This is a genomic window from Paenibacillus mobilis, assembly GCF_058267595.1.
This window is the reverse complement of record NZ_JBZCMS010000001.1, coordinates 478834-499841: the sequence shown is the minus strand read 5'-3', so window position 1 is coordinate 499841 and position 21008 is coordinate 478834. Positions and strand designations below refer to the sequence as shown.

The window sequence follows — 21008 nt, the reverse complement described above, 5'->3', positions numbered from 1 at the left end:
TGTATATGTAGCCGACAACTATGTCCGCCAAGTGACTAAAATTTCCCCACCTCCTGCAAATGTTTTGACGTTTGCCGATTACCAAAAGTTTCATGATCAGGGAACAAAAAATTTATCCGCTCCTGTTTCTTTGGATTACGGTTTATTTGCCGAAACAAAGAAAAACCCGCTGGCAGCGGGTTCTGATCATTTCAGCGGTTTTCTTTTCTTAACGGAGCGCTTCGCGCAGTATTTGGATCCCTTTCCGGATCTGATCCTCATTGAGGAAAGAGTAGCAGAGCCGGAGCCGGCGGTTCATCCGCCCCAGCGGGTCGTGAGCGTTTCCCGGGGAAAAAGCAACCTGATGGCTTGCGCAAAGCCGGGCAATCCGGTCGAGCGGAGGAGCTTCTTCCGGCAGTTCCACCCACAGGTTTAGTCCTCCCGACGGGCTTTCCCACGTCCAGCCGGCGGGTCCTCCGGCCCGCATTTCTTTTTCCATGACTTGTTTCCTTAGCAGCAAAGCAATTCTTAATTTCTCGAGATGGCCGGTCAGCCGCTCGGAAGCGAGATACAGCAGAAATACTTTCTGGTTGAGCAGCGCTGTGCCATTGTCCATGTGGAATTTGTAATGCAGCAGCAGCTTCATCCGGGAGGATGCCGCGCATACCGCGGCCATTCTCAAGCCGGGAGCGGCATATTTGCTGAAGCTCCGGATGTATAGAACCCAGCCTTCGGTATCGAAGGCAGCTACGGGAGGCGGAGGCGGATCCCGGAAATAAATGTCGCGGAACGAATCATCCTCCACAATCATGCAGCGGTACTGCTCCGCCAGTTCGGCCAGCTGTTTCCGCTGCTGAACGGGCACCGTGTAGCCGGTTGGGTTATGAAAGGTCGGATTTATGTAAAAAATTTTCGGCTTATGCCGGCGCATCTGCTTCTCCACTTCATCCATATCGTATCCCCAAGGATGGATATCTACGGCCACGATTTGCGCCCCCTGATGTTTAAAAATATCAATCGCGGCGTGATATGTAGGCCGCTCCAGCATGACGGCTTCCCCGGGCTTTACGAAAGCCCGTCCCGCCAGATCGATCGCCTGCTGGGCACCGCCCGTGATCAGAATTTCCTCCGGTTCCACATAGAGCTCATGCGTGCGGGAGAAATAATCCGCCAGCACACCCCTTAGTTCTCCGTCCCCTTGGATCGAGGAATAAGTGCCCAGCACCTTCGGATACAGATCAAACACCTTTTTGGCATATTCCGAGAAATAACGGTTGGGCAGCAGACCCGGATCCACGATCGCCTGAGCGAATGAAATAAGATCTTCATTTGGACTCGTAAGCGCGGGCGAAGGCGACCAAGCGGGCAATGGGTTTTGTTCTCCTTCTAATCTATTCTGGGACATAGCTTGCGTCCGGGGCAGCACGTAATAGCCGGATTTCTCCTTCACGTAAACAAGCCTGCTTTCTTTCAAAAGCTGATAGGCGCGCAGCACCGTAAGCCGGTTAACGCCCAGCTCCGCGGCCAGGGTTCTGACGGAAGGCAGTTTTTCGTGTTCGCGCCATCTGTCCTTGGACAGCTGTTCCGCCAAATAGTCGTAAACCTGGCTGAACAGCTTCTGCGCGGGTTTATCGGATGGTGTAAGCACGCTCATCCCTCCTTCTCTTTCACTCTAATCTACCATTTAGAACATCTGGTCTGTACTTCTCACTCTGGTCTGTCCGTTGTTCTCTATAATAAGGCCAAAAGGAGGAATTAGGAATGGTTTATGTCGCTTTTTCAATCATGTGCCTGATCTTTGGAACGACCTTCCTTGCGATCAAATGGGGGATCGATGCGGGGCTGATGCCTTTCATGAGCGGAGGGATCCGCTTCTTCTCGGCCGGGATTTTGATCCTCGCTTTCCTTGCCCTGCGTGGCAAGAAGTCTTTTTCGCTGCTGCTCAGGAAAGAAATGCTGCTGAACGGTTTGGGACTCACCTTTGGCTTATTCGCCTGTTTATATTGGGCCGAGCAATATCTGCCTTCGGGAATCGCAGCCGTTTTATCCGCAACGGGGCCGATCATGATCCTGCTGATTCAAATGCTTATTCTCCGGAACAAGCCGCGGTTTCTTGCCGCTGCCGGCTGTGTCGTCGGTTTCGCAGGCGTTGCGCTGCTCCTGATTCCGGGAGCCTCCTTCCCGAAGGGGTCTCACTGGCTGACGGCAAGCCTCGTGATCCTGGTCGGCGAGATCTTCTATGCGGGCGGAGCTTTATACTCCAAACATGTCATGCCGAGGTTCAAAGAGGTTTCTCCCGTGGCCCTGAATGCAGCGCAAATGGCTTATGGCGGGGCAGGGCTTCTGCTGGTCTCCTGCTTTACGGAGACGTTTAATGCCCGGGCCTTTTCCAGTGCGGAGGCGCTTTATTCCCTGGCGTATCTGATCTGCTTCGGTTCCATGATCGCCAGCACTTTATTTTACTGGCTTGTGGTCAAAACAACGCCAATGTTTCCTATGACCTGGCTGTATATTTCTCCCGTGCTGGCGCTCGGCCTCGGCTTCATCCTGTATCGAGAACCGTTGAACGGGTATATGATAGTCGGCGTCCTGGTCATCGTATCCGGGTTGATTCTGATGAATTCGTCCGCCCTGAAAAGCAAACGAATCTTCAATCTTCGCTGGCCTAGAAGGAGCCGGGTCACAACGGCCAAAGATTCATAAGCCTCGAAGAATAATAACGAAAGATGAATAAGCAAAAAAAAGACGCTGCCGGCCTGAAATAATGCTCTGCATTCCAGGCTTTCGGCACACGTCCTTGGTTCCGTCCGCTTCATTTAAACCTCGATTACAATCGGTAAAATCATCGGCCTTTTTTTCGTCTGTCCGTATATAAATCTGCCGATGTTGTCCTTTAAGGTTTGTTTGATATCGCTCCATTGACTTCGTTCCGCTTCATTGAGGCCGTTCATGGTCGTCAGGACCAAATCCCGGATCTGATTCATCAGCTCTTCGGATTCCCTGACAAACACAAATCCCCTGGAAATGACCTCAGGATCAGCCAGCATTGTTTTCTCGGATTTGCTTAGCGTCGTCACAATGATGATCATCCCATCCGAAGAGAGATGCCTGCGGTCCCTGAGCACGATATTTCCTACTTCGCCAATGCCAAGGCCATCAACAAAGCTGTTCCCGGAAGGAATTTTGGGACCCAGCATCGCCTGACCATTTTCGACGCGCACCGTATCCCCGTTGTTCACGATAAATACGTTGTCGGTTTCCATGCCGACCGACTCCGCCAGCAGCCTGTGCTGGTACAGCATGCGAAATTCGCCATGCACCGGAATCAAATATTCCGGCTTCATCAGGGTGAGCATCAATTTCAGCTCCTCCTGGCTGCCATGTCCCGAAACATGCATGCCCGTAGCGCTTCCCGAGCCGTAAATGACCTTGGCCCCCAGCACGTATAAATTATCGATGACGTGAGCCAGATTCCGTTCGTTGCCCGGGATCGGTCCGGCGGCGATGATAACCGTGTCTCCGGGTAAAATCTCGATCTTTGGATGTTTCGAGCTGGCCAATCTGGATAATGCGGCCATCGGCTCTCCTTGGCTGCCGGTGCAAAGCACGGCAATCCGTTCGGCCGGATAACGTTCGGAGTCCTCCGCTTCAATGATCAGGTCGTCCGGAATCCGCAAATACCCGAGTTCCTTTGAAACGTTAACGACATTAACCATGCTGCGGCCCAGCAGAACCAGCTTCCGGTTTGTTTCGAGCGCAGCATCAATGACCTGCTGCACCCGGTTGACGTTGGAGGCAAAGGTAGAAATAAAGACTTGCTGCTTGGCCCGGATGAAAGCATCCAGCAGATGCTCGCCTACCTGCCGCTCGGACGGGGTAAAACCCGGACGTTCCGCATTCGTGCTTTCCGAGAGCAGCACCTTTACGCCTTGCTTGCCGATTTCCGCCATACGGTGCAGATCCGGATAAGGTCCGCTGACCGGAGACATATCGAATTTAAAGTCCCCGGTATGAACGACGGTTCCTTCCGGCGTCTCGAAACAGATACCCAGGCAGTCGGGAATGCTGTGATTAATAGAGAAAAAGGAGGCCTCAATCGCTCTAATCTGAACAACGGAGTCGGCATTGATCGTATGGAGCTCCGCATCCTTTAGCAAACCGTGTTCCTTTAGTTTGATTTTGATCAACCCCAAGGTCAGCTTGCTGGCGTAAACCGGCAGATTAAGCTGTTTAAGCAAATAAGGAATGCCGCCGATGTGATCCTCGTGTCCATGCGTCACGATCAGCGCCCGCACCTTGTCTTTGTTATCCAGCAAATACGTAATGTCCGGAACAATGAGGTCGATGCCCGGCAAATTTTCGGTCGGAAATTTGGAGCCGCAGTCAATAACGACGATATCGTCGTTATATTGAATGAAGTACATATTTTTACCTATTTCGTTAACGCCGCCCAGCGCAGCAATCAGCAATCCGCGTTCGGTCTTCTTCAACTAAAAGGGCCCTCCTTAATGGTCAGTGAGGTGGAAACTACCTTTAGTATTGGGGAATCCTCCAAAGTTATGCGCTGGAGGCTGATGCTTTTTCGGGAATAGGACATACTGGGAGCGAAAGGCTGTTTGTCCTGCACCCAAGCTTATACTTATCATGCCGGAGACAAAGAATTGAAAGAGCTTCTTTACGAACTGATCGACCCGTGCAAGCTGGAAATCAAGGAGCTCGATGATCTTTTGCTGAAAAACGGGATCCCTCCTTTCCCGGTGGCGCCGGAACGGCCGGAAGCCAAGCTGGAGGACATTCCGCCGGGAGCGCGATTTTCCGACATGGGGATTGCGGCAAAAATCGGTTGAAAACTCAGCGGGGCTGGTCGGCTGCAGCACGGCGATGGGCATGTCGATCCGCGAGGATATCGGCGCTTTGTTCGCTAAATATCACGGCATGAAAACCGCTTTCGGCCTGAAAATTTTGAAAATGGTCAAAGAAAAAGGCTGGCTGATCCCGCCTCCGCTTTTCATCAAGAAACCTGAATAAGCAGGGTCACAGTTAGTAAGAAAGACGCCAATTTGGCGTCTTTTTTCGTTTTATAGGGTCACCACAAGTTTCCCTTTTGTTTCCATAACGTGAATAACCTGTCCTAATCATCGGCTGTCTTGAATATAGCTATAGGGCACCAAACCTAAAGAAGGTGAATCCCATCAACCTGTTTATCGGATACATATTTCTTGGTTTATCGCTTTCCGCACCCATCGGCCCGATTAACGCCGCCCAGCTGGACAAAGGCCTCCGCGGCGGGTTTTGGCATGCTTGGGCGGTAGGGTTGGGAGCTTTGCTGGCGGATTTGGCGTATATGTTTGTCGTCTATTTCGGGGTGTCGCATATGCTTGATGCGCCGTACATTAAAGCTTTTTTATGGTTATTCGGCTTTATGGTCCTGCTGTATACGGGAATAGAGAGCATAAAGGATGCCGGCAAGACGTCGTTTGCGGAAATGAGGGGCGGCGAGCCCTTATTGGCCAAATCTTTTTTGTCCGGCTTTTTCATGTCCTTGTTTAATCCGCTCTCCATTTTGTTCTGGCTGGGCATCTACGGTTCCATTCTGGCCGATGCCGCAAATACCTATCCTATGGACCGGCTGCTCATTTACAGCGGCGGAATCGTCATCGGCATCGTTCTTTGGGATTTTACGATGGCTGCCGCCTCCAGCCTCTTTCGGAGATTCCTGACCCCTGCCGTTTTGAAAGGCATCTCTTTCCTGTCTGGACTTTCACTGGTCGGCTTCGGCCTTTATTTCGGCGTACAAGCTTTCCGGATGTTAGTCCTATAAAACTTGAATCTTCCCTTCAAGTTTTGTTTTTTTGCCGGATAATCCCTTTGATCTTATAAAAGGTGCCTTCCTCCAGCCGATGCGGCGGTCCCTTCCAACCGGATGCCGTTTCAGTGCTTTCGGTTTCTGTCTCCTTCCGGCCGTTCCGGTGTTTCTCCACCAGAAAACCACAGATCGCAATGCAGGAGACGAGGAGCAGGCTAATAAAAAAGCCGGGACGGCTTAACGAATGGAACAAGGTTCCTGTGACCGCAGCCGCTATAAGCACAAGGCCCGTCCAGCGTTTGAATGCGCTTAACTTGCCTGCCTTGAGAAGCTTGCCTGAGGACAGCAAAATGAAAGACCAGTTGTACAGCAGCATTAAACCCGCGGCGGTGGTCATGTATTCGTATACTTTTCCCGGCAGCAGCAGGGCCATGACAATGGCGGCCAGCAGGCCGCAGGAAATCAGCGCAAGACCGAATACCGGATATTTATCCTTCCACTTTCTTGCGAACAGCCGGGGAGCATCCCCTTCCCGGGCCAGAGTGTTAATCATGGAAGTTACCGCATACAAGGAGGCGGTCATCGTCGAAAATCCGGCGATAATCAGTACGCCGTTAAACAAATGAGGCACAAAAGCCAAATGGTCGCTGCTCAAGGCAAGCACGAAAGGGCTCTCCTTCGGGTTAAAGGCTTTGAGCGGAACCATCAGGATCGCCAGTCCGATCGAAAGCACGTAAACCACCGACAACGTCAGCAACATCACTTTTCCCGCTTTTGGCGCTTCTTCCGGTTTCTTGAGCCGGTAGGACATGATGCCGAGGACCTCAATTCCCCCATAAGCATAAAAGGCAAAAATAAAAGCCGACCACAATCCGGTCCAGCCGGTAGGAAACCATCCTTCATAACCGCCGGGCATTTTAGGCTTGAATCTGCCCCCGTCGATCCAGCCCAAAAGCAATCCTGCGGCCAAAATAAGAAACATCAGGATTGCCGCCGATTTGATGACAGCTAACACATTTTCCACGCGATCAAAACCCTTGTTGCCAAAAAATACGATCAACAGCCCCAGCAGCCCAAATCCGGCGGCAAAAATCCACATCGGAACGGCCGGAAACCAAAACCGCGCAAAGATCGAAAGCGCCGTTAATTGACTGCCCATGATGAGCATTTCGGAAAACCAATACACCCAGCCGCTGCCAAAGCCGGCCCAGCCGCCAAACGCCTTTTTCGCATAAGAACGGAATGAGCCCTGTTCCGGTTGATCCGCAGTCATGCGGGACAAAGCGTCAAAAACCATATAGGTGCCTGCAGCTGCCAGCAAATAAGCCAGTAATACTGCGGGTCCCCCGAACGAAATCGCCAGGCTTGAGCCCAAAAAATAGCCAGTGCCGATCGTTCCGGCCACCCCGAGCAGGGAAAGCTGCCACCACTTCAAGCCGTCCTGCCCGCTGTTTGTGGATTGTTTTTTTTCCGATGTCTGATTCATGTTGGACAAAACCTCATCTGGTTATGATTTTGAAGTTGAATTTCCCGTGTTTAGACTGCCCCGCCAAGATGATTTCATTAAATAAATTCATTTTGCATCAATCCTGACACCTCTAAAGTCAGCATTATTATAGCTGGCAGTTTCCCTACTTTATGGACCTGGATGGGTTATAAGTAAAGCAATTTAAAGCCTAAGTTCATATTTTATTATAAACTCATTCCCCGCAGCTCATCCGCGGATCCCAAACGAAGAGGTGAACGGAACATGCCGTTTGAGCAGCCGACGGTTACGATGGGAAGCAAATGGTTAAAAACAAAAATCCTTCTGCAAAACGCCGAGCTCTCCAAGTATGTCCCGGATACGTCCACTTACGCCTACAACAGTCTGGAAGTGATGCTGAACAAACACAAGATGGTCTATATCAAACCTGATAAAGGCTCCGGCGGCAAAGGCGTCATCAAGGTTCGGAAACGGAGCGACGGCACTTATGTTTTTCATAAAGATTCCAGCAGCCGGAGCTTCAAGTCCTATCCCGAGCTGTACGCGGCCTTAAATGAAGCCAAACTCGACAAAACGTATATCATCCAACAGGGCATCCGGCTTTTAAAACATAAAGGCAGAATCACGGATATCCGGATCGTCATGCAGAAGAATGAACAGAAACGCTGGGAATATACGGGCATCATCGGCCGGGTATCGCATCCGCGAAAGATTGTCACCAACTTTCATGCAGACGGCAAGGCGCTTCCGGTTCATCAGATTTTGAAGCCTTATATCCGGACCAGAAAAGCCAGGTTATCGTTTTTGCGGGAGCTCAAAACCTTAAGCCATAAAATAGCTGCCGAACTGGAGAAATCAAACCGGGGATTCAAAGAACTGGGGCTGGACGTCGGGCTGGACGCCTCCCTGAAGCCATGGATACTTGAGGTGAACACTCAGCCGAACAGCATTATTTTTAAGGAATTAAAGGATAAAACAATGCTGAAGAGAATGCGTGAACTAAAGAAATGGCAGAGCGGTTCAGACCGGGAACGGGCTGAGGTCCCTGCTCCAATACCGAATCCGGGTCCAATCCCCGCCCCTATCCCCGCTCCGGCACCAATGGTTCTAAGCAAGCTGCATCGGAAAAAACGTTCGTCTTCAAAACCCTTCTTATCTAAGCATGCAGCAAGATCCCGCTGAAAAATAAAACTTCCCCTGGCTCCTCAAGTGAAAACTGAGAAGGCGGGGAAGTTTATTCTTTTACGCATTATGAGTTCGTGCTTTCCGCCAGATCTTTAATATACCAGGCATCGCAGGCAAAATGCTCCGATCCGGCAAGCGGCTCGTCCAGCAGCTCGAACCCGTTTTTACGGTAAAAACGGTTGGCGGCATGCATATTTTGCAAGGTTTCCAGGTAACACTGGCTGTAGTGCTGCCCGGCAAACGCCAAAGCGGTTTGCAGCAGCTCCAGAGCCATGCCCGTTCCTCTCGCTTCCGGTGTCAGGTACATCTTTTGAAGCTCGCAGATTTCCTTTCCTTCATCAAAGGGAGCGATTCCGCAGCCGCCGGCAATTTCTCCGGAATCCCGCTCTATCACCCAATAAGCCCGTCCCGGCTTAGCATAATAATGATACAAATCGTGCATGCTTTCGTCTTCCCATGCCAGTCCCGCCCGGTTGCCGCCAAATTCGACCAGGCATTCCCGGATAACCCTTTCGATGGCCGCGTTGTCTTTAAACTGCAATTCACGGATGATCATTTCGAACAAACCCCTATTCTTTCTTTTGAAATCATTAAATATAAGTGTACATGAAATCCGGACATCCGCAAAGCAGTCGGTACTCAAAAAATGGAAATGTTCGGCCAGAAATCAACAGGGTTTGCCAAACCAGGCGGGATCTTATCGATTCCTGCGCTTTCCCAGGAAATTTAAAGCGTGTTCGAGACTTTGATCAATCCGTTGCCGATCACATTGGCCGAAACCGGTGTTTGTCCCATTTCCCTCGCCCAGATAGACAACTGTCCGATATGGTGGATTTCATGCGCGATGACATGCCGCATCACTTCGCCCCAAGCCACAAGCTGCTTCTCTCCGTTATAACGCACCCATTCGTAGGGCTGGGTTTCCAGACCCTCATGCCAAGCCTTAACGAATGTTTCGACTTCGGGTTTAAACCTCCGGTCCAGTTCCCGAACCCGATCAAGGGTCTTATAAAGCTCAAAGTCCTCTTCAAAGTCGGGTTGTCCCTGCAAGACTCGGATCCAGCTCCACTCCACATCGACAATATGGAAGAGAGTTTTCAGGATATTGCCCACGCCGCCTGTCCGCTCCCGGATCAGCTCCTCATAAGGCAGCTCCTCGCACCAATTATACCAACGTTCCCTGACCAGCCAATTATATTGAAAAAAAGTCTCCATCCCATTCCTCCCCAGGTTCATGGACCGGTTTCAAGATTTGCCGCCCTAACGGCGATATGCATCCAGACTAGCAGGAATATGACCGATTGCAAGGATCAAAACGCCTATAAAAAAGACCGGGGCAGGAGAAAAACCGCTGACCTCCAAGCCTTCAGCGGTTTTATTAAACCTGCTCCCCGAAACGGCTGCGCGATCCGGCATTCCTTTTGCCGGCATAGTTCGAATGCTCATACTCCGGAGTGCGGCTTTGATGCCCACGGTTTATTGATTTTGGCCCAGAAAATCCATCACTCTTTGTTTATATTTCGCTTGTTCCCCGTATCCATTGTACAAACGCGAGTTAACCGTTTTGGCATCTCCAAAAAAGAAACGCTCATACACCTGCTGCCGGCCCCCAAACGCGCTGGCCCCCAGCTCCCAGGCAAGCCTGGACAAATGAATGTTATCTTTGGCATTGATGCCGATTCCTTTCATGTATTCGTATAAGAGGCCGCTCACCGAAGAATCGAATTCGGCTTCATCCGGGATGACCATCAGACTGCTGGATCCGATTAATTGGACAATTTCAATAAGGCGGGGATAAATTTTCGGGAAATAGGCATTGGCCGCAAGCAAAGGTTTGCGGTCGGGCAGCATGCTGCCCCAGCGGTCCTTTTTCGCCCCTTGTTCAGCGGAGATTTGCAGCCCCTTAAGCGTTTCCAGAGCCATAAGCAATTCGGCCACTTGGTCGATGATCGGCTGCTCGCCGTCCAGTCCCGCCGATTCGATGATAGCTTCGACGGTTCCAAGAATAAATTCCGTTTTGGCGATATTTTTGCACATGATTTGCGTGCTGGCATGCGTATAGAAATGGCTTTCGCTAAAGAGACGCTGGATTAAGTTCTCTTCTCCGCAGACGAATACCCGGTCCCATGGCACAAGCACCTCGTCGAACAATACCAGGGTATCCATCTCCTCAAAACGGGAGCTTAGCGGGTAATTATAAGCGGATTCGCCGCCTACAAAACTTTCCCGGCATACAAAATGGATGCCGTCCTGGTGGCTCGGCACGGCAAACGAAAAGGCGTACGGGCTGTCTTCGGATTCCAGATGCGGAAAAGGCGTCGGCAAAACAAAAATTTCGTCCGCGGTCACACCTTGGGTGTCGAGCAGGAACGCCCCTTTTACGATGATTCCCTCGTTGTTTCTATCCACAATCCGGGCTGCCGCCGGCTCCTCCAGCGTCCGGACAAAGGTCTGGTAACGGGCGGCCTTCGGCTGCATGAACACATGCGACAAGGTAATATCCTGTTCCCGGCAGTATTCGTAATAACGTCTGAGGTTGAATGCATACTCCGGATTGGCTTCCTCCAGGATTCCAGCCGCGGACGCAAAAGCCATGACAGCCGTGTTCATGTAATCGGGAGAACGCCCCAAAAATCCATGATGCACCTCCGCCCAGGCCTGCATCATTTGTCTCCGGACAGCCAGGTCCTTTTTGGTTCTGGGCTGCATATAAGAAACCCCCACCGCTTCCTGCGTAAGCGGGGATGGATAGGTCCATTTTGTCGGTCCGTTATCTTCCAGTTGAAGGTCATATAATTGAGCCTGCGTCTTCATTAGTCCTTTAAATGCGAGATGCTCCGATACCGGACCTTCCAACCTGCTGCCTTTTAACCATATGTTCCGCTTATGGCGATCAATACGTTCCTTGTATTGGTTACCGCTTTTTACCGGCATAAAGATATTCGCCTCCTCGTTCTGTAGCTACTGTATTCCCGGCTGTCAAATTTGGCTCATAAAATTATCCGGTGATAGAACCTTTCTTCAATTTTTTTGTTCCGTATAATGAATGAGCCCATGGAAAAGTGAATTTTCCATGGGCTGTATTCGATATATTTTACTAGCTGCTCTGCACCTAACAGCTAACTTATCTAGATGCCTCTGCCGCCGCGGCTCTCCGCGAGTTCTCCATCTCATTCAGCTGGTTTTGCCCTTCTTTGGTCAAAGGGGCAACGTCCTCCCCGGTTTTCATCCCGGAAATGATTTTACTAAGCGTATCGGTATCAAAATCTTCTTGGGCATACATCTCAACGGTAAATCCTTGATTTTCCCAGATGACAATTCCGTTCGCAAAATAAACCGTTGTTCCGCCAATATTTTTAGTGTTCACTTCATCCGCCGTGGAAATTCCGTTTTCTCCCCCTTTGGAGACAAGCAGGTTCAGCGGCACTTCGCCTTTCTGGTACTGCAGTTCAACCATGCTGTCTCCTTGAACAACGGTGTTCACATATTCGTAATCCCCAAGCCAGGTCGGTGCCGGGAAGTTCATGCCCGTAGCACTCCGGGCTTCCTGGAGCGTCAATTGAGCCGGTGCGGCGGTTTGTCTGGAGGAGACGTTTCCAGCATTTCCTGAACCGGCATTCTCACCGCCTCTTGCTCCATCACTTTCTTGCACCGGAACCGCGCCGTCATATTGGGTGATGTTCATATTGCCGATATGAAACTGGGCTCTAATATTTTGAAACAGCTCCTGTGCATAACCTGTAGCGGAAAATCCGCCGATCAAACCTACTGCCACAGCCGCCGTTGCAATTCCTGTAGTCCATTTACGTTTGTTCATGTTCATCATCCCATCCTCTAATTTTTTAGTATCGTCTGTCTGTCCCAGATAAACCTTTCGAATAATCCGGTGATAAAGCCGTTCTTGCAGAAACGGATCGTTTGGTTCGTTGGATTCAAGCCAATTCGATAATTGATCCAGCCTGTCCAAATTGTTTTTGTCACTCATACTTGAACCCCCCAGCCTCTAAAATCTTATGGAGCTTTCTCAGGCTCCGGTGCAGGACTACACCGGCGTTGGATTCGCTAATCCCCATCAGCTCAGCAATTTCGGCATTTTTAAGTCCTGCGCCAAACTTCATCGCCAAAAAATGACGCTCTTTCTCCCGCAGCTTGCTTAAAGCTTTAAACAATTCCCGATGATTATCCCCTTGGATGGCCATCTCTTCCGGCGAGGGTTTGGACATCACAAGGTCCAACAGGAGATCCAGAGAGAACAAGGCTCTTTTCTTCTGCGTGCGATGATAATCAGTCACCACATTTCTGACGATGGCGAACAGCCAGACCTCAAATTTTGCCTTTTGCGGAGAAAAAAGATGATACTTGCGAATGACCGTCTCAAAAACCTGACTGCACAAGTCCTCCGCGGCATAATGATGATTGATCCGGTAGCAGATATATTTATAAACCCTCTTGTGGTATAGGTCGAAAATGCGCGCGAACTCCTCCTTGGGCATCCGTTGAGCCGGCTTGTCCGAATGGTCCAGGTAGCGGTCTGCGGCAGGGTGCACCCCTTCCATCTGCTTCCCTCCTCTTTACATAAATTGGGCTGCAGCCCATCGTATTTTCTGAGTTTTACAAATTGCGCAACTTGTTTCTTGCAAACTCACGTAAGTTAATACGGAAAAAACAGCCGTTCATTAACAAATGTGCTTTATTTTTATTTGACGTCCGAAAATCGCCTATCGTTGCAGCAAATACCTGGGAGAGTTATCCGCTTGATGCCCGAAAAAAAGGCGCCCTCCGTTCCGAAGAGCACCCTGTCTTTCACTCACGCATTCAATTTTGATTTCTTCCCAAGGAGCCAGCCGAAATTCCCGCCTGTCTTGAACACAACGATTCCAGCGACGATGACAAGCACCCCGATCAGCTGATTGGGCCGGAATGGCACCTTTTCGAGCCCCAGCCAGCCCAGCGAATCCCACAGCAGAGCAAATCCGAGCTGAGAGGTCATTACCATGGAGATGGAGAACGTCGCATCCAGCCGTTTCAGCGCCTGTACCAGACAGATGACCACCCCAACGCCGATCATCCCGCTGATCCAGTACCATGGCTGCATGTTCACCAGGTTAAACATTTTTCCCCCTTCAAATATCAGGCCAAGCAGCAGCGAAGCCGCAAATCCCATCCCGAGGACCAACGAAGTTGTTCCCCAGGAACTGACCCGCTGATTGACCTTGCTGTTAAAAATATTTTGCAGGCTCACCAGCGAACCCGCGACTATCGCAAGCAATATTCCGGCGATCATTGAAACGCCTCCCTTCTAACTACTCATAAATGCTGTGGCCGGTCAAAGCCCGCAGACCGTCTTTGTTTTTGAGAAGCAGATGTCCTTTATTTCGCTCCACCAGCCCCTCAGCGCAAAATTTCTGAATGACCCGGTTTACGTGACGATAGCTGGTTCCGATCAGATTGGCGGCGTCCCGCAGGCTCGACGTGCTGATCTGACTGTCTACGAGCGACCCGTTTTCATCATAAGAGACGGACAGCAGATAGCTGGCCAGCCTGACATCAACCGGATGCAGCATGTTGAAGCTGAGAAAATTCGACTTTCTATGAAACTTCTCCGTAATAATATCCAGCAAAAACCGCAGCAGCGGGGCGTAATTTTTTCCGTGTTTATCCAGCCAGCGGTACTGGACGCCTATCATGACCGCCGGGGAGACGGCTTCCACCGTGTTGATGATCTCGATCCCCTGGATATATTCAATATCCCCTATAATTTCTAAAGGAGTTTTGAAGGACAGGATCAGCGATTTCCCCTCGGCAGAGGTTGTAAAAATTTTGATTTTGCCTTTAACCAGCACAAATAATTGTTGGCCCGGGTCGCCCTGCGAGCAAATCAGCTCCCCCCGCTCGTAAGCGAACAGGGACAAATGGTCCTGCAGCTCATCCGGGAAAACGCCCTCCAGCCTATGTTCCTTAATATACGCGTCCAGCTGCTGCCGATCTTGGATTTCTTTCATGTCCGTGTACAACCTCCAACCCGTTACAGGGCTTTTAAAATAACAACGCCGGCTATCATCAGACCGATGCCTACAAACTGGGGCAGCTTCATTTTTTGTTTGACGACGCCAAACCAGCCGTTGCTGTCGATCAGAAAAGTTAAGCCCAGCTGCGCAATCAAAAGCGCGGATATCGTAAAAGTGACGCCGATGGCCTGAATAGCCGTTACTTCGCTGAAAATGACGACCGCGCCAAAAGCGCCGCCGATCAGATAAAGCGGCTTTACCGCCCGTATTCCGGTCCGTTTTGCTTCAGGCCGCTCCAATGGAGCATCGCCATCGCCGGACCCGGACTCTATTTTCCCTTCATGAAGGGTCTTTATTTTCTTTTTCTCCTTTTTACCGACCATCCAGACAAGCAGAAAAATCAAAATAGCCAGCACAAACCCGGTCATCTGGGTCACCGCCGCTGCCTGCCAGGTACCGATATCCTTGCCGATCCGGGCATTGGCCACACCCTGCAGCGTTATGCAGGCGCCTCCGGCAAAAGCAAATAAACTCCCCTTTACGCTTCCTTTCATAAGGCTCTCTCCTTCTGTCGTCTCTGTTTCTTATTAAAAAACACGCAAGGGGATCAAGGGAAGGACATATGTCCTCAAGCTCCAGCTTGACGGATATTTTAACCGGTTAACAAAAAAACTGCCGAAGCCGATGGCTCCGACAGCTAGCTTTTAAAGACCTGAACCTAAATCTCCGGAAGGCGTATTTGCCAAGGCTGGCTATCCGGTTATACATACGGCTACAGCAAAATTTCTTCGATATCCAGGCTCCGGTTTTTCGAAAGATCCCGGTACACGTTTTCGTCTACCTTAACGAGCGGACGGAACATGTCGGACAAGTTGTTCAGCACGATGGTGCCCAGTTCGCCGTTGTTCAGCTGGACCTTTTTCCCGATAAAATTGGGCAGCATATGCTGAATCAAAGCATGGACCGGCTTCTCGCTCAGCTTGCCGAAACTCAGCGCATACATTTCTTTTAAATTGGTGATCAGATTGTTCGGCTTGCTCGGATCGGCTTGTTCCCGCATGCTGATGTATTCATCAGCCACCGCTACAATTTGCGCAAACGGATGGATCTCGTCCTTCATCATCCCGTTCGGATAACCGGTTCCATCCTCGCGTTCATGATGCTGAAGAGCGATCAATGCCGTCGTTTGATCCATTTTGGAGTTTTGAATGAGATTATAACCGTAAATCGTATGTTTCTTATATTCTTTCCATTCTTCTAGGGTCAAAGCTTCTTCCTTGTAGCGGATCCGCAGCGGAACCTTGCATTTCCCGATATCGTGCAAATATCCGCCTTTGCTGATCTGATAACATTCTCCCTCCGTATAACCCAGCCAGCTAGCTATGTAAAAAGACAAAGTTCCCACCTGAATGGAGTGCGTGTAATTATTGACGTCATCTCGCTCTAGCATCAGCAGCAGACGGACGACGTCCTTATGTAAGGCAAGCTCATGGACCAGCGGAAAAAAGGCATTTTCAATCTTTGCCGAATTCAGTCGGCCGTTCACCAGCGCATCCAGAAACATGGACTGATAATTGCGGACCGTAAAATCAAACTTCGGTTTGATCACCTGCTCGGCATGGGTCTCCTCTTCCGACAACAGGTTTTGCAGGAAACTTCCTGACACCGTCTCCGCTTCCGTTTCGATCTCGACATAATCAATTCGGTGCTGCAGCAGCAGCGCGATATCTTCCGCTTTAATAGCCGCTCCCTTTCCGAGAATATGAAGGCCGGAGCTGTTAAAGGTGTCTTGCAGCAGGCGGTCGCCTTGCTTAAGATTCATTACAGAAACTCTCAATCGATTTCCCTCCTGCAAAAAGCTTTCTAAATAAAGGACGTAAGAAGCCGTTTAGCTTAAAATAGGCTCTTACACCTTTATCGTTACATTCTCGGGAATCTTACATAGTCTTTATGACCTTAAAGTCAAGAGACGCGCCGTCAACTTAGTACTTTTTACCTGTTTCCGCCCCCTGAAGTTCAAAAATTTAATGCCATTAACGATTGTATCCTCCCTGGCGAAAAAGAAAAACCGCCGAACAGCGGCGGCTCCATACGGTTTCAGCTTTGTATCCGGCCAGGCTGTTTCTCCGGCCGGCTGCTTTTCTGAAGCGGCCCTCAATTAAGGTTTCCCTTCGATGACCGCCACCGTCTCATACATCGAAACCTTTTTGTCCAGCACGTAATCCGGCTCGGCTTTGCCGCGGTTGGCGCGGTGGCCGGCCAGATGCACGTCGCTTTTTTCCCAGTTCTTCCAAGCCTCCTTGGAGGCCCAGCGGATCAGGATCATCACTTCATCGTAATCTTTGTTTTTGGTATTAACCAGCACCGTCCGGTCGATCAGGCCTTCAAAACCGTCAACCGGGCTTTCCTGGCTGAAGCGTCCGGCCACCTCATCCGCGTAACCTTTAACCAGTGTAATCAATCGGGTTTGAACCAGCATAAATGAAATCTCCTTTCCCATTCCTTAAACTTTCCCTGCTGCCGCCAAAGCGAATCTTACCCCCCGGCTCATCAGCACGGACAAAACCGAGACATGCCCTTCCTTTTCGAAAATACTGAGCTCAGAATAAAGGGACGGATAAACGTATTCTTCCAGCTTCCGCTTAAACGCCTCGGCGTTTTCTATCATCCTGTGGGCGGTTTCCAGTTCCCCTGCTGCCAGAAGCAGGCGGATTCCGTCGGAAGTTTCGCAGAGCCTGTCTCCTAGCCGGGCAGCTTCTCTAAAAATAAAAGCCTCATTCCAGTGGATGGACGGACTGCCTGCGATATAACATTGAAAATACTCCGGATGAAGCAGCAGCACCTGCAGCGCAAACAGCCCGCCAAGCGAGTGGCCGATCAGCGTCTGCCGCTGCCGGTCGACCGGGCAGGTCCGCTCTATTTCCGGCTTCAGCTCCTCCTGGATAAACCGCATGAACAGCTCTGCTCCGCCCTGCTCCGCAAACGTCCTTCCTTTAAAAGTGTACGAAGGTTCGGCAGCCGGCCTGGGCAACGTGAAATCGTAAGTCCGGCTCGGTGAAAAAGCATCCTCCGTCTGATAACCGATTCCGACGACTACCGCCGGCTCCACGCCAGTTTTCTCCGGCCTGCGGGATTGAACCCTCAGAGTCTCCACCAGCGTACCAAATACCGCGTTGGCATCCAGCAGGTAAATGACCGGAAATCCGCCGGGCGGAGGCACTTCCTTCGGGATGTACACAAAGATTCGGTAGTCGCGGCGGCTTTCGCTCGAAAGGACATCCCACTGCCGGGTTCCGGGAATCCAGGCTTGCTCGGTCCGGTTTTGAACGATCATGAAAAATGGCCTCCTTTGTCCTTGCAAGTAGGATAGATTACGAACGGCGTTTAGCCGCATAAAGCAAATAAATGAAATAAGGAACGCCGATTACGGCAATGACGATACCCACCGGCAGCTCGGCAGGAGCAAAAACCAGCTTGGCTACCGCATCCGCCGCCATGACCAGGAAAGCGCCGATCAGACCCGCCAGCGGAAGGATGCGGACATGCCGGTGTCCCGCGAGCCGTTTCGCGATATGCGGCGACAGCAAGCCGATAAACCCGATATTGCCGGATACGGCAACGCAGGCGCCGATCAGGCCGATGCTGCAGACCAGCAGCACCTTTTTCTCCCGCTCCACCCGTACGCCCAGACCTTTGGCCGCGGGTTCCCCCAGCTGATAAAGATCCAGCAGCTGAGCCTTGCGCATCATAACCGGCGTTAAAATCAACAGCCAGGGCAGCATGCAGAGGATATAGGCCCAGTTGCTGTTCCAGATGCTCCCTGCAAGCCAAACGGTGGCCATTTCGAAGTCCTGCGGATTCATTTTGAGCGAGACATAAAGCGTTGCGGCTCCCAGCCCCGACCCGATGGCCAAACCGGCAAGGATCATCTGCTGGGGATCCAGCGTTCCGTTTTTCCTCGCGAAAAAATAAATCAGCAAAGCGGCCAACAATCCGCCCGCCCAGCCAAACACCGGGACCGTCAAAGCGCCTGCCAGACCGTGAACCTCCACCTTCCCTTGGAAAAGGAACATGTACAGCACGACCGCCGCGCCCGCCCCCGCATTAATGCCCAAAATGCCCGGATCGGCCAGACCGTTCCGCGTTACGCCCTGCACGACGGTTCCCGCGATGCCCAGTCCCGTCCCGACCAATGCCGCCGCAGCGATGCGGGGCAGCCTGAAATCAAAAAGGATCAAATCATATTCCGCCACGCGGCGGATCCGCAGCAGCGAATAAATAATATCTTTTAACGAAAGATCGAAAGAGCCGTTCGTCAAGCTGACATAGAAAACGGCGGCGATCATTCCCGCAAATAGCAGCAGAAACGACACGTAGCGGCTCCTGGATGGGTTACGCATGCCTCCCTGCCCCTTTGCTTTTGATCAGATACAGAAAATAAGGCACGCCGATCAAGGCGGTAATAACTCCGATCGGCGTTTCGAACGGATAGTTGGCAAACCGGCTTGCAAGGTCGCAGACGATCAAAAAGAGGCCGCCGAGAACGGCGGCGCACGGGATAATCCAGCGGTAATCCATGCCGACCAGAAAACGGGTAATATGCGGGACAATCAAGCCGACAAAGCCGATATTACCGGCCATAGCCACGGAAATTCCCGTGAGGATAATGACCGACAAGGTCGCCAGCATCTTCACCAGAAACGTCCTCTGTCCGAGTCCGGCGGATACCTCTTCGCCCAGGGAAAGCACCGTGATGGACTTCGAGAGGCCAAAGGCCAGCGCCAAACCGATCACGGCAAAAGGAACGGTCAGCTTGATCAGGTGCGGGTCCATCTGGTGCAGCCTGGCGTTATACCAAAAGCTGATCTGCTGCGACAGCTGAAAATAGGAAGCGGCGGCGGCGGCCAGACTGCTGAGAAACGTGCCGATCAAGGTTCCCAGAATCGCCAGTTTAACCGGGCTTAAACCGTCCGGAAGCAAGGACGCGGCTCCAAAAACCAGGAGGACGGCCAAAGCCGAACCCAGCATGGAGCAGCCGATCAGACCCAGGGACGAGGTGCCCGGCATCAAGATCATGCACAGCGTAACGGCAAAAATGGAGCCGTCTGATACGCCCATAATCGATGGCGAGGCCAGATCATTCCGGGTCATTCCCTGCATCACCGCCCCCGATACGGCCAGAAAAGCTCCGATCATCAAGGCCCCCAGTGCCCGGGGAAGCCGGGAATGAAGAATGATTTGGTGATCGACATTCCCCGGGTCAAATCGGAAAAAGGCGTCCCATACGGTAAAGCCTTGGATATTTTTTGCTCCAAGCATGACAGACAAGACGACAGCAAGGACGATCGCGATCGGGGAAGCCGCCAGGATCACCAGCGGAAGCTTCGAATTTTTGCGCATAAGGCTCCCCCTCTTCTTCGAATAAAAATAAATTTACGCACCCGCATGCCCGCGGGATTAATCTGCGGACAACTTCTCCACCGCAGCTTGCAGGAAGCGGGTTTTGCTCCATGCCGTTCCGCCTTGTGCCAGCGGATCCACTACGTTGACGTATACATGATTCGCCTTCACCGCGCCGATGCTTTTCCAAATCGGATTGTTTTCCAGCTCCTCAAGCGCTTTGGGTTTATCTTTGTTTTCGTCTTCGGAGAACTGGATAAAGATATAATCGGGATTCATTTCGCTGAATTTCTCCAGCGACACGGTTTCCTGCTTGGTAGCCGCATGGATCTCTGCCGGTACAGTCAGACCCAAATCGCCGTATAATGTCGGGTTAAAAAACAAATCCTCCCCATAAATCATAATGTTGCCCGACCGGATTCGGACGGCCACTACTTTTTTGTCCTGCAGTTGAGCGCCAAGCTTGATTTTGGCCGCGGCCGCATCATCTTTGTACTTCTGAATCACCTGGTCCGCTTGCGCCTGCTTGCCGGTCAAGTCCGCGAGCAGCTTCAGATTGGCCTCCCAATCGGAGGCCATTTGGGAAACGGGAATCATCGGCGCGATTTTCTCCAGCTTGTCGCTCACTTCCGCCGGAAATTTTGCCGTTCCAAGGATAACGTCCGGCTGGAGCTTGACGATCTTCTCAAAATCAGGCTGCGTTTTCTCGCCGACGGATTCGGCATTTGCGGTAATATCCTTAAACATGTCGGGGAATTTGCCGCCGACTGAAATGGCGCCTGCCGGATTGACGCCCAGCACCAGGGCATCCTCCATCGCTTCCAGGCTGCCGGAGATAACCAGCTTGTCCGTCTTTGCAGGCAGCGTATATTCTTTGCCCAGATACGAAAGCGTGCGGGTCGACGCGTTAGCGGATGCGGCTTCAGCCGCGCCCGGCTCTGCGCTTACGGCCGCATTGCCCGCCGGCGAAGGTGCCGTGGAGGCTCCATCTGTATTGGAGGAGCCCGCGTTATTTGAGCCGCAAGCGGCCAACGCTAACGCCGTTGCCCCTGTCAGGGCCAGGGCAGCTATTTTTTTTCCGGAAAACAACGAAAACATGGATGAATCCCCTTTCTCCTCTAAATGAAATTGATTCTCATTATCA

20 protein-coding genes and 1 pseudogene are annotated in these 21008 nt (G+C 51.4%); 4 read left to right on the top strand and 17 right to left on the bottom strand.

All coding sequences use genetic code 11. From position 1 onward, the window contains the following. Positions 1 to 208: 208 nt before the first annotated feature. A complete protein-coding gene (locus tag AC3ZPD_RS02370; RefSeq protein WP_490982654.1) occupies positions 209 to 1633 on the bottom strand; it encodes an aminotransferase-like domain-containing protein in 1425 nt (474 codons plus the stop codon). A gap of 107 nt (positions 1634 to 1740) precedes the next feature. Here AC3ZPD_RS02370 and AC3ZPD_RS02365 point away from each other — a divergent pair, with 107 nt between their 5' ends. Beyond that, on the top strand, positions 1741 to 2682 hold the full coding sequence (locus AC3ZPD_RS02365; RefSeq protein ID WP_490982653.1) for a DMT family transporter: 942 nt from the start codon (positions 1741 to 1743) through the stop codon (positions 2680 to 2682). Between the two features lie 113 nt (positions 2683 to 2795). On the opposite strand, the gene AC3ZPD_RS02360 is transcribed toward AC3ZPD_RS02365, so the two are convergent. Further along, a complete protein-coding gene (locus tag AC3ZPD_RS02360; RefSeq protein ID WP_490982652.1) occupies positions 2796 to 4469 on the bottom strand; it encodes a ribonuclease J in 1674 nt (557 codons plus the stop codon). A gap of 108 nt (positions 4470 to 4577) precedes the next feature. On the opposite strand from AC3ZPD_RS02360, the pseudogene AC3ZPD_RS02355 reads away from it, so the two are divergent. Next, positions 4578 to 5007, top strand: a pseudogene (locus AC3ZPD_RS02355) (DUF3231 family protein); the annotation flags it as partial. A gap of 163 nt (positions 5008 to 5170) precedes the next feature. Then, entirely contained in the window at positions 5171 to 5800 is a 630-nt protein-coding gene (locus tag AC3ZPD_RS02350) for a LysE family translocator (RefSeq protein ID WP_490982822.1), read from the top strand. Between the two features lie 16 nt (positions 5801 to 5816). Here the strand turns inward: AC3ZPD_RS02350 and AC3ZPD_RS02345 are convergent, their stop codons facing one another. Then, a complete protein-coding gene (locus AC3ZPD_RS02345) occupies positions 5817 to 7271 on the bottom strand; it encodes an amino acid permease (RefSeq protein WP_490982651.1) in 1455 nt (484 codons plus the stop codon). A gap of 264 nt (positions 7272 to 7535) precedes the next feature. On the opposite strand from AC3ZPD_RS02345, the gene AC3ZPD_RS02340 reads away from it, so the two are divergent. Continuing rightward, positions 7536 to 8453 (top strand): YheC/YheD family protein, encoded by a 918-nt coding sequence (locus AC3ZPD_RS02340; RefSeq protein ID WP_490982650.1) that lies wholly within the window; start codon positions 7536 to 7538, stop codon positions 8451 to 8453. A gap of 67 nt (positions 8454 to 8520) precedes the next feature. Here the strand turns inward: AC3ZPD_RS02340 and AC3ZPD_RS02335 are convergent, their stop codons facing one another. The 14 genes from AC3ZPD_RS02335 to AC3ZPD_RS02270 form a co-directional block, all read right to left on the bottom strand. Continuing rightward, positions 8521 to 9012: a GNAT family N-acetyltransferase gene (locus AC3ZPD_RS02335; protein WP_490982649.1), complete on the bottom strand. Its 492-nt coding sequence runs from the start codon at positions 9010 to 9012 to the stop codon at positions 8521 to 8523. Positions 9013 to 9182: 170 nt separating this feature from the next. Beyond that, on the bottom strand, positions 9183 to 9671 hold the full coding sequence (locus AC3ZPD_RS02330) for a DinB family protein (RefSeq protein ID WP_490982648.1): 489 nt from the start codon (positions 9669 to 9671) through the stop codon (positions 9183 to 9185). 261 nt (positions 9672 to 9932) lie between these two features. Beyond that, the gene (locus AC3ZPD_RS02325) at positions 9933 to 11390 is read right to left on the bottom strand and encodes a 4-hydroxyphenylacetate 3-hydroxylase family protein (RefSeq protein WP_490982647.1); all 1458 of its coding nucleotides are present in this window, start codon (positions 11388 to 11390) and stop codon (positions 9933 to 9935) included. 190 nt (positions 11391 to 11580) lie between these two features. Further along, positions 11581 to 12441, bottom strand: coding sequence for a hypothetical protein (locus tag AC3ZPD_RS02320; protein ID WP_490982646.1), 861 nt, complete (start codon positions 12439 to 12441; stop codon positions 11581 to 11583). Beyond that, complete coding sequence (locus AC3ZPD_RS02315; RefSeq protein WP_490982645.1) at positions 12434 to 13012, bottom strand: sigma-70 family RNA polymerase sigma factor; 579 nt, start codon at positions 13010 to 13012, stop codon at positions 12434 to 12436. Before AC3ZPD_RS02315 ends, AC3ZPD_RS02320 begins: the two co-directional genes overlap by 8 nt. A 251-nt stretch (positions 13013 to 13263) precedes the next feature. Continuing rightward, positions 13264 to 13740: a DMT family transporter gene (locus tag AC3ZPD_RS02310; RefSeq protein WP_490982644.1), complete on the bottom strand. Its 477-nt coding sequence runs from the start codon at positions 13738 to 13740 to the stop codon at positions 13264 to 13266. A gap of 19 nt (positions 13741 to 13759) precedes the next feature. Continuing rightward, entirely contained in the window at positions 13760 to 14458 is a 699-nt protein-coding gene (locus AC3ZPD_RS02305) for a Crp/Fnr family transcriptional regulator (RefSeq protein WP_490982643.1), read from the bottom strand. 23 nt (positions 14459 to 14481) lie between these two features. Further along, positions 14482 to 15018: a DMT family transporter gene (locus tag AC3ZPD_RS02300; protein WP_490982642.1), complete on the bottom strand. Its 537-nt coding sequence runs from the start codon at positions 15016 to 15018 to the stop codon at positions 14482 to 14484. A 218-nt stretch (positions 15019 to 15236) separates the two neighbouring features. Next, positions 15237 to 16301, bottom strand: a complete 1065-nt coding sequence (locus AC3ZPD_RS02295) for an HD-GYP domain-containing protein (protein ID WP_490982641.1) — start codon at positions 16299 to 16301, stop codon at positions 15237 to 15239. A gap of 321 nt (positions 16302 to 16622) precedes the next feature. After that, positions 16623 to 16943 carry an antibiotic biosynthesis monooxygenase gene (locus tag AC3ZPD_RS02290; RefSeq protein ID WP_490982640.1) on the bottom strand — a complete coding sequence of 107 codons (321 nt, stop codon included), beginning with the start codon at positions 16941 to 16943 and terminating at the stop codon, positions 16623 to 16625. 24 nt (positions 16944 to 16967) lie between these two features. Beyond that, complete coding sequence (locus AC3ZPD_RS02285) at positions 16968 to 17798, bottom strand: alpha/beta hydrolase (protein WP_490982639.1); 831 nt, start codon at positions 17796 to 17798, stop codon at positions 16968 to 16970. A gap of 37 nt (positions 17799 to 17835) precedes the next feature. Further along, complete coding sequence (locus tag AC3ZPD_RS02280; protein WP_490982638.1) at positions 17836 to 18864, bottom strand: FecCD family ABC transporter permease; 1029 nt, start codon at positions 18862 to 18864, stop codon at positions 17836 to 17838. Next, positions 18857 to 19864: a FecCD family ABC transporter permease gene (locus AC3ZPD_RS02275; protein WP_490982637.1), complete on the bottom strand. Its 1008-nt coding sequence runs from the start codon at positions 19862 to 19864 to the stop codon at positions 18857 to 18859. Before AC3ZPD_RS02275 ends, AC3ZPD_RS02280 begins: the two co-directional genes overlap by 8 nt. A 57-nt stretch (positions 19865 to 19921) precedes the next feature. Next, the gene (locus AC3ZPD_RS02270; protein WP_490982636.1) at positions 19922 to 20962 is read right to left on the bottom strand and encodes an iron-hydroxamate ABC transporter substrate-binding protein; all 1041 of its coding nucleotides are present in this window, start codon (positions 20960 to 20962) and stop codon (positions 19922 to 19924) included. Positions 20963 to 21008 lie beyond the last annotated feature (46 nt).

Coding starts and splice junctions, on each gene's coding strand:
- AC3ZPD_RS02370 (WP_490982654.1), bottom strand. CDS start 1,633: ATGAGCGTGCTTACACCATCCGATAAACCCGCGCAGAAGCTGTTCAGC.
- AC3ZPD_RS02365 (WP_490982653.1), top strand. CDS start 1,741: ATGGTTTATGTCGCTTTTTCAATCATGTGCCTGATCTTTGGAACGACC.
- AC3ZPD_RS02345 (WP_490982651.1), bottom strand. CDS start 7,271: ATGAATCAGACATCGGAAAAAAAACAATCCACAAACAGCGGGCAGGAC.
- AC3ZPD_RS02340 (WP_490982650.1), top strand. CDS start 7,536: ATGCCGTTTGAGCAGCCGACGGTTACGATGGGAAGCAAATGGTTAAAA.
- AC3ZPD_RS02335 (WP_490982649.1), bottom strand. CDS start 9,012: ATGATCATCCGTGAATTGCAGTTTAAAGACAACGCGGCCATCGAAAGG.
- AC3ZPD_RS02330 (WP_490982648.1), bottom strand. CDS start 9,671: ATGGAGACTTTTTTTCAATATAATTGGCTGGTCAGGGAACGTTGGTAT.
- AC3ZPD_RS02325 (WP_490982647.1), bottom strand. CDS start 11,390: ATGCCGGTAAAAAGCGGTAACCAATACAAGGAACGTATTGATCGCCAT.
- AC3ZPD_RS02320 (WP_490982646.1), bottom strand. CDS start 12,441: ATGAGTGACAAAAACAATTTGGACAGGCTGGATCAATTATCGAATTGG.
- AC3ZPD_RS02315 (WP_490982645.1), bottom strand. CDS start 13,012: ATGGAAGGGGTGCACCCTGCCGCAGACCGCTACCTGGACCATTCGGAC.
- AC3ZPD_RS02310 (WP_490982644.1), bottom strand. CDS start 13,740: ATGATCGCCGGAATATTGCTTGCGATAGTCGCGGGTTCGCTGGTGAGC.
- AC3ZPD_RS02305 (WP_490982643.1), bottom strand. CDS start 14,458: ATGAAAGAAATCCAAGATCGGCAGCAGCTGGACGCGTATATTAAGGAA.
- AC3ZPD_RS02300 (WP_490982642.1), bottom strand. CDS start 15,018: ATGAAAGGAAGCGTAAAGGGGAGTTTATTTGCTTTTGCCGGAGGCGCC.
- AC3ZPD_RS02290 (WP_490982640.1), bottom strand. CDS start 16,943: ATGCTGGTTCAAACCCGATTGATTACACTGGTTAAAGGTTACGCGGAT.
- AC3ZPD_RS02285 (WP_490982639.1), bottom strand. CDS start 17,798: ATGATCGTTCAAAACCGGACCGAGCAAGCCTGGATTCCCGGAACCCGG.
- AC3ZPD_RS02280 (WP_490982638.1), bottom strand. CDS start 18,864: ATGCGTAACCCATCCAGGAGCCGCTACGTGTCGTTTCTGCTGCTATTT.
- AC3ZPD_RS02275 (WP_490982637.1), bottom strand. CDS start 19,864: ATGCGCAAAAATTCGAAGCTTCCGCTGGTGATCCTGGCGGCTTCCCCG.
- AC3ZPD_RS02270 (WP_490982636.1), bottom strand. CDS start 20,962: ATGTTTTCGTTGTTTTCCGGAAAAAAAATAGCTGCCCTGGCCCTGACA.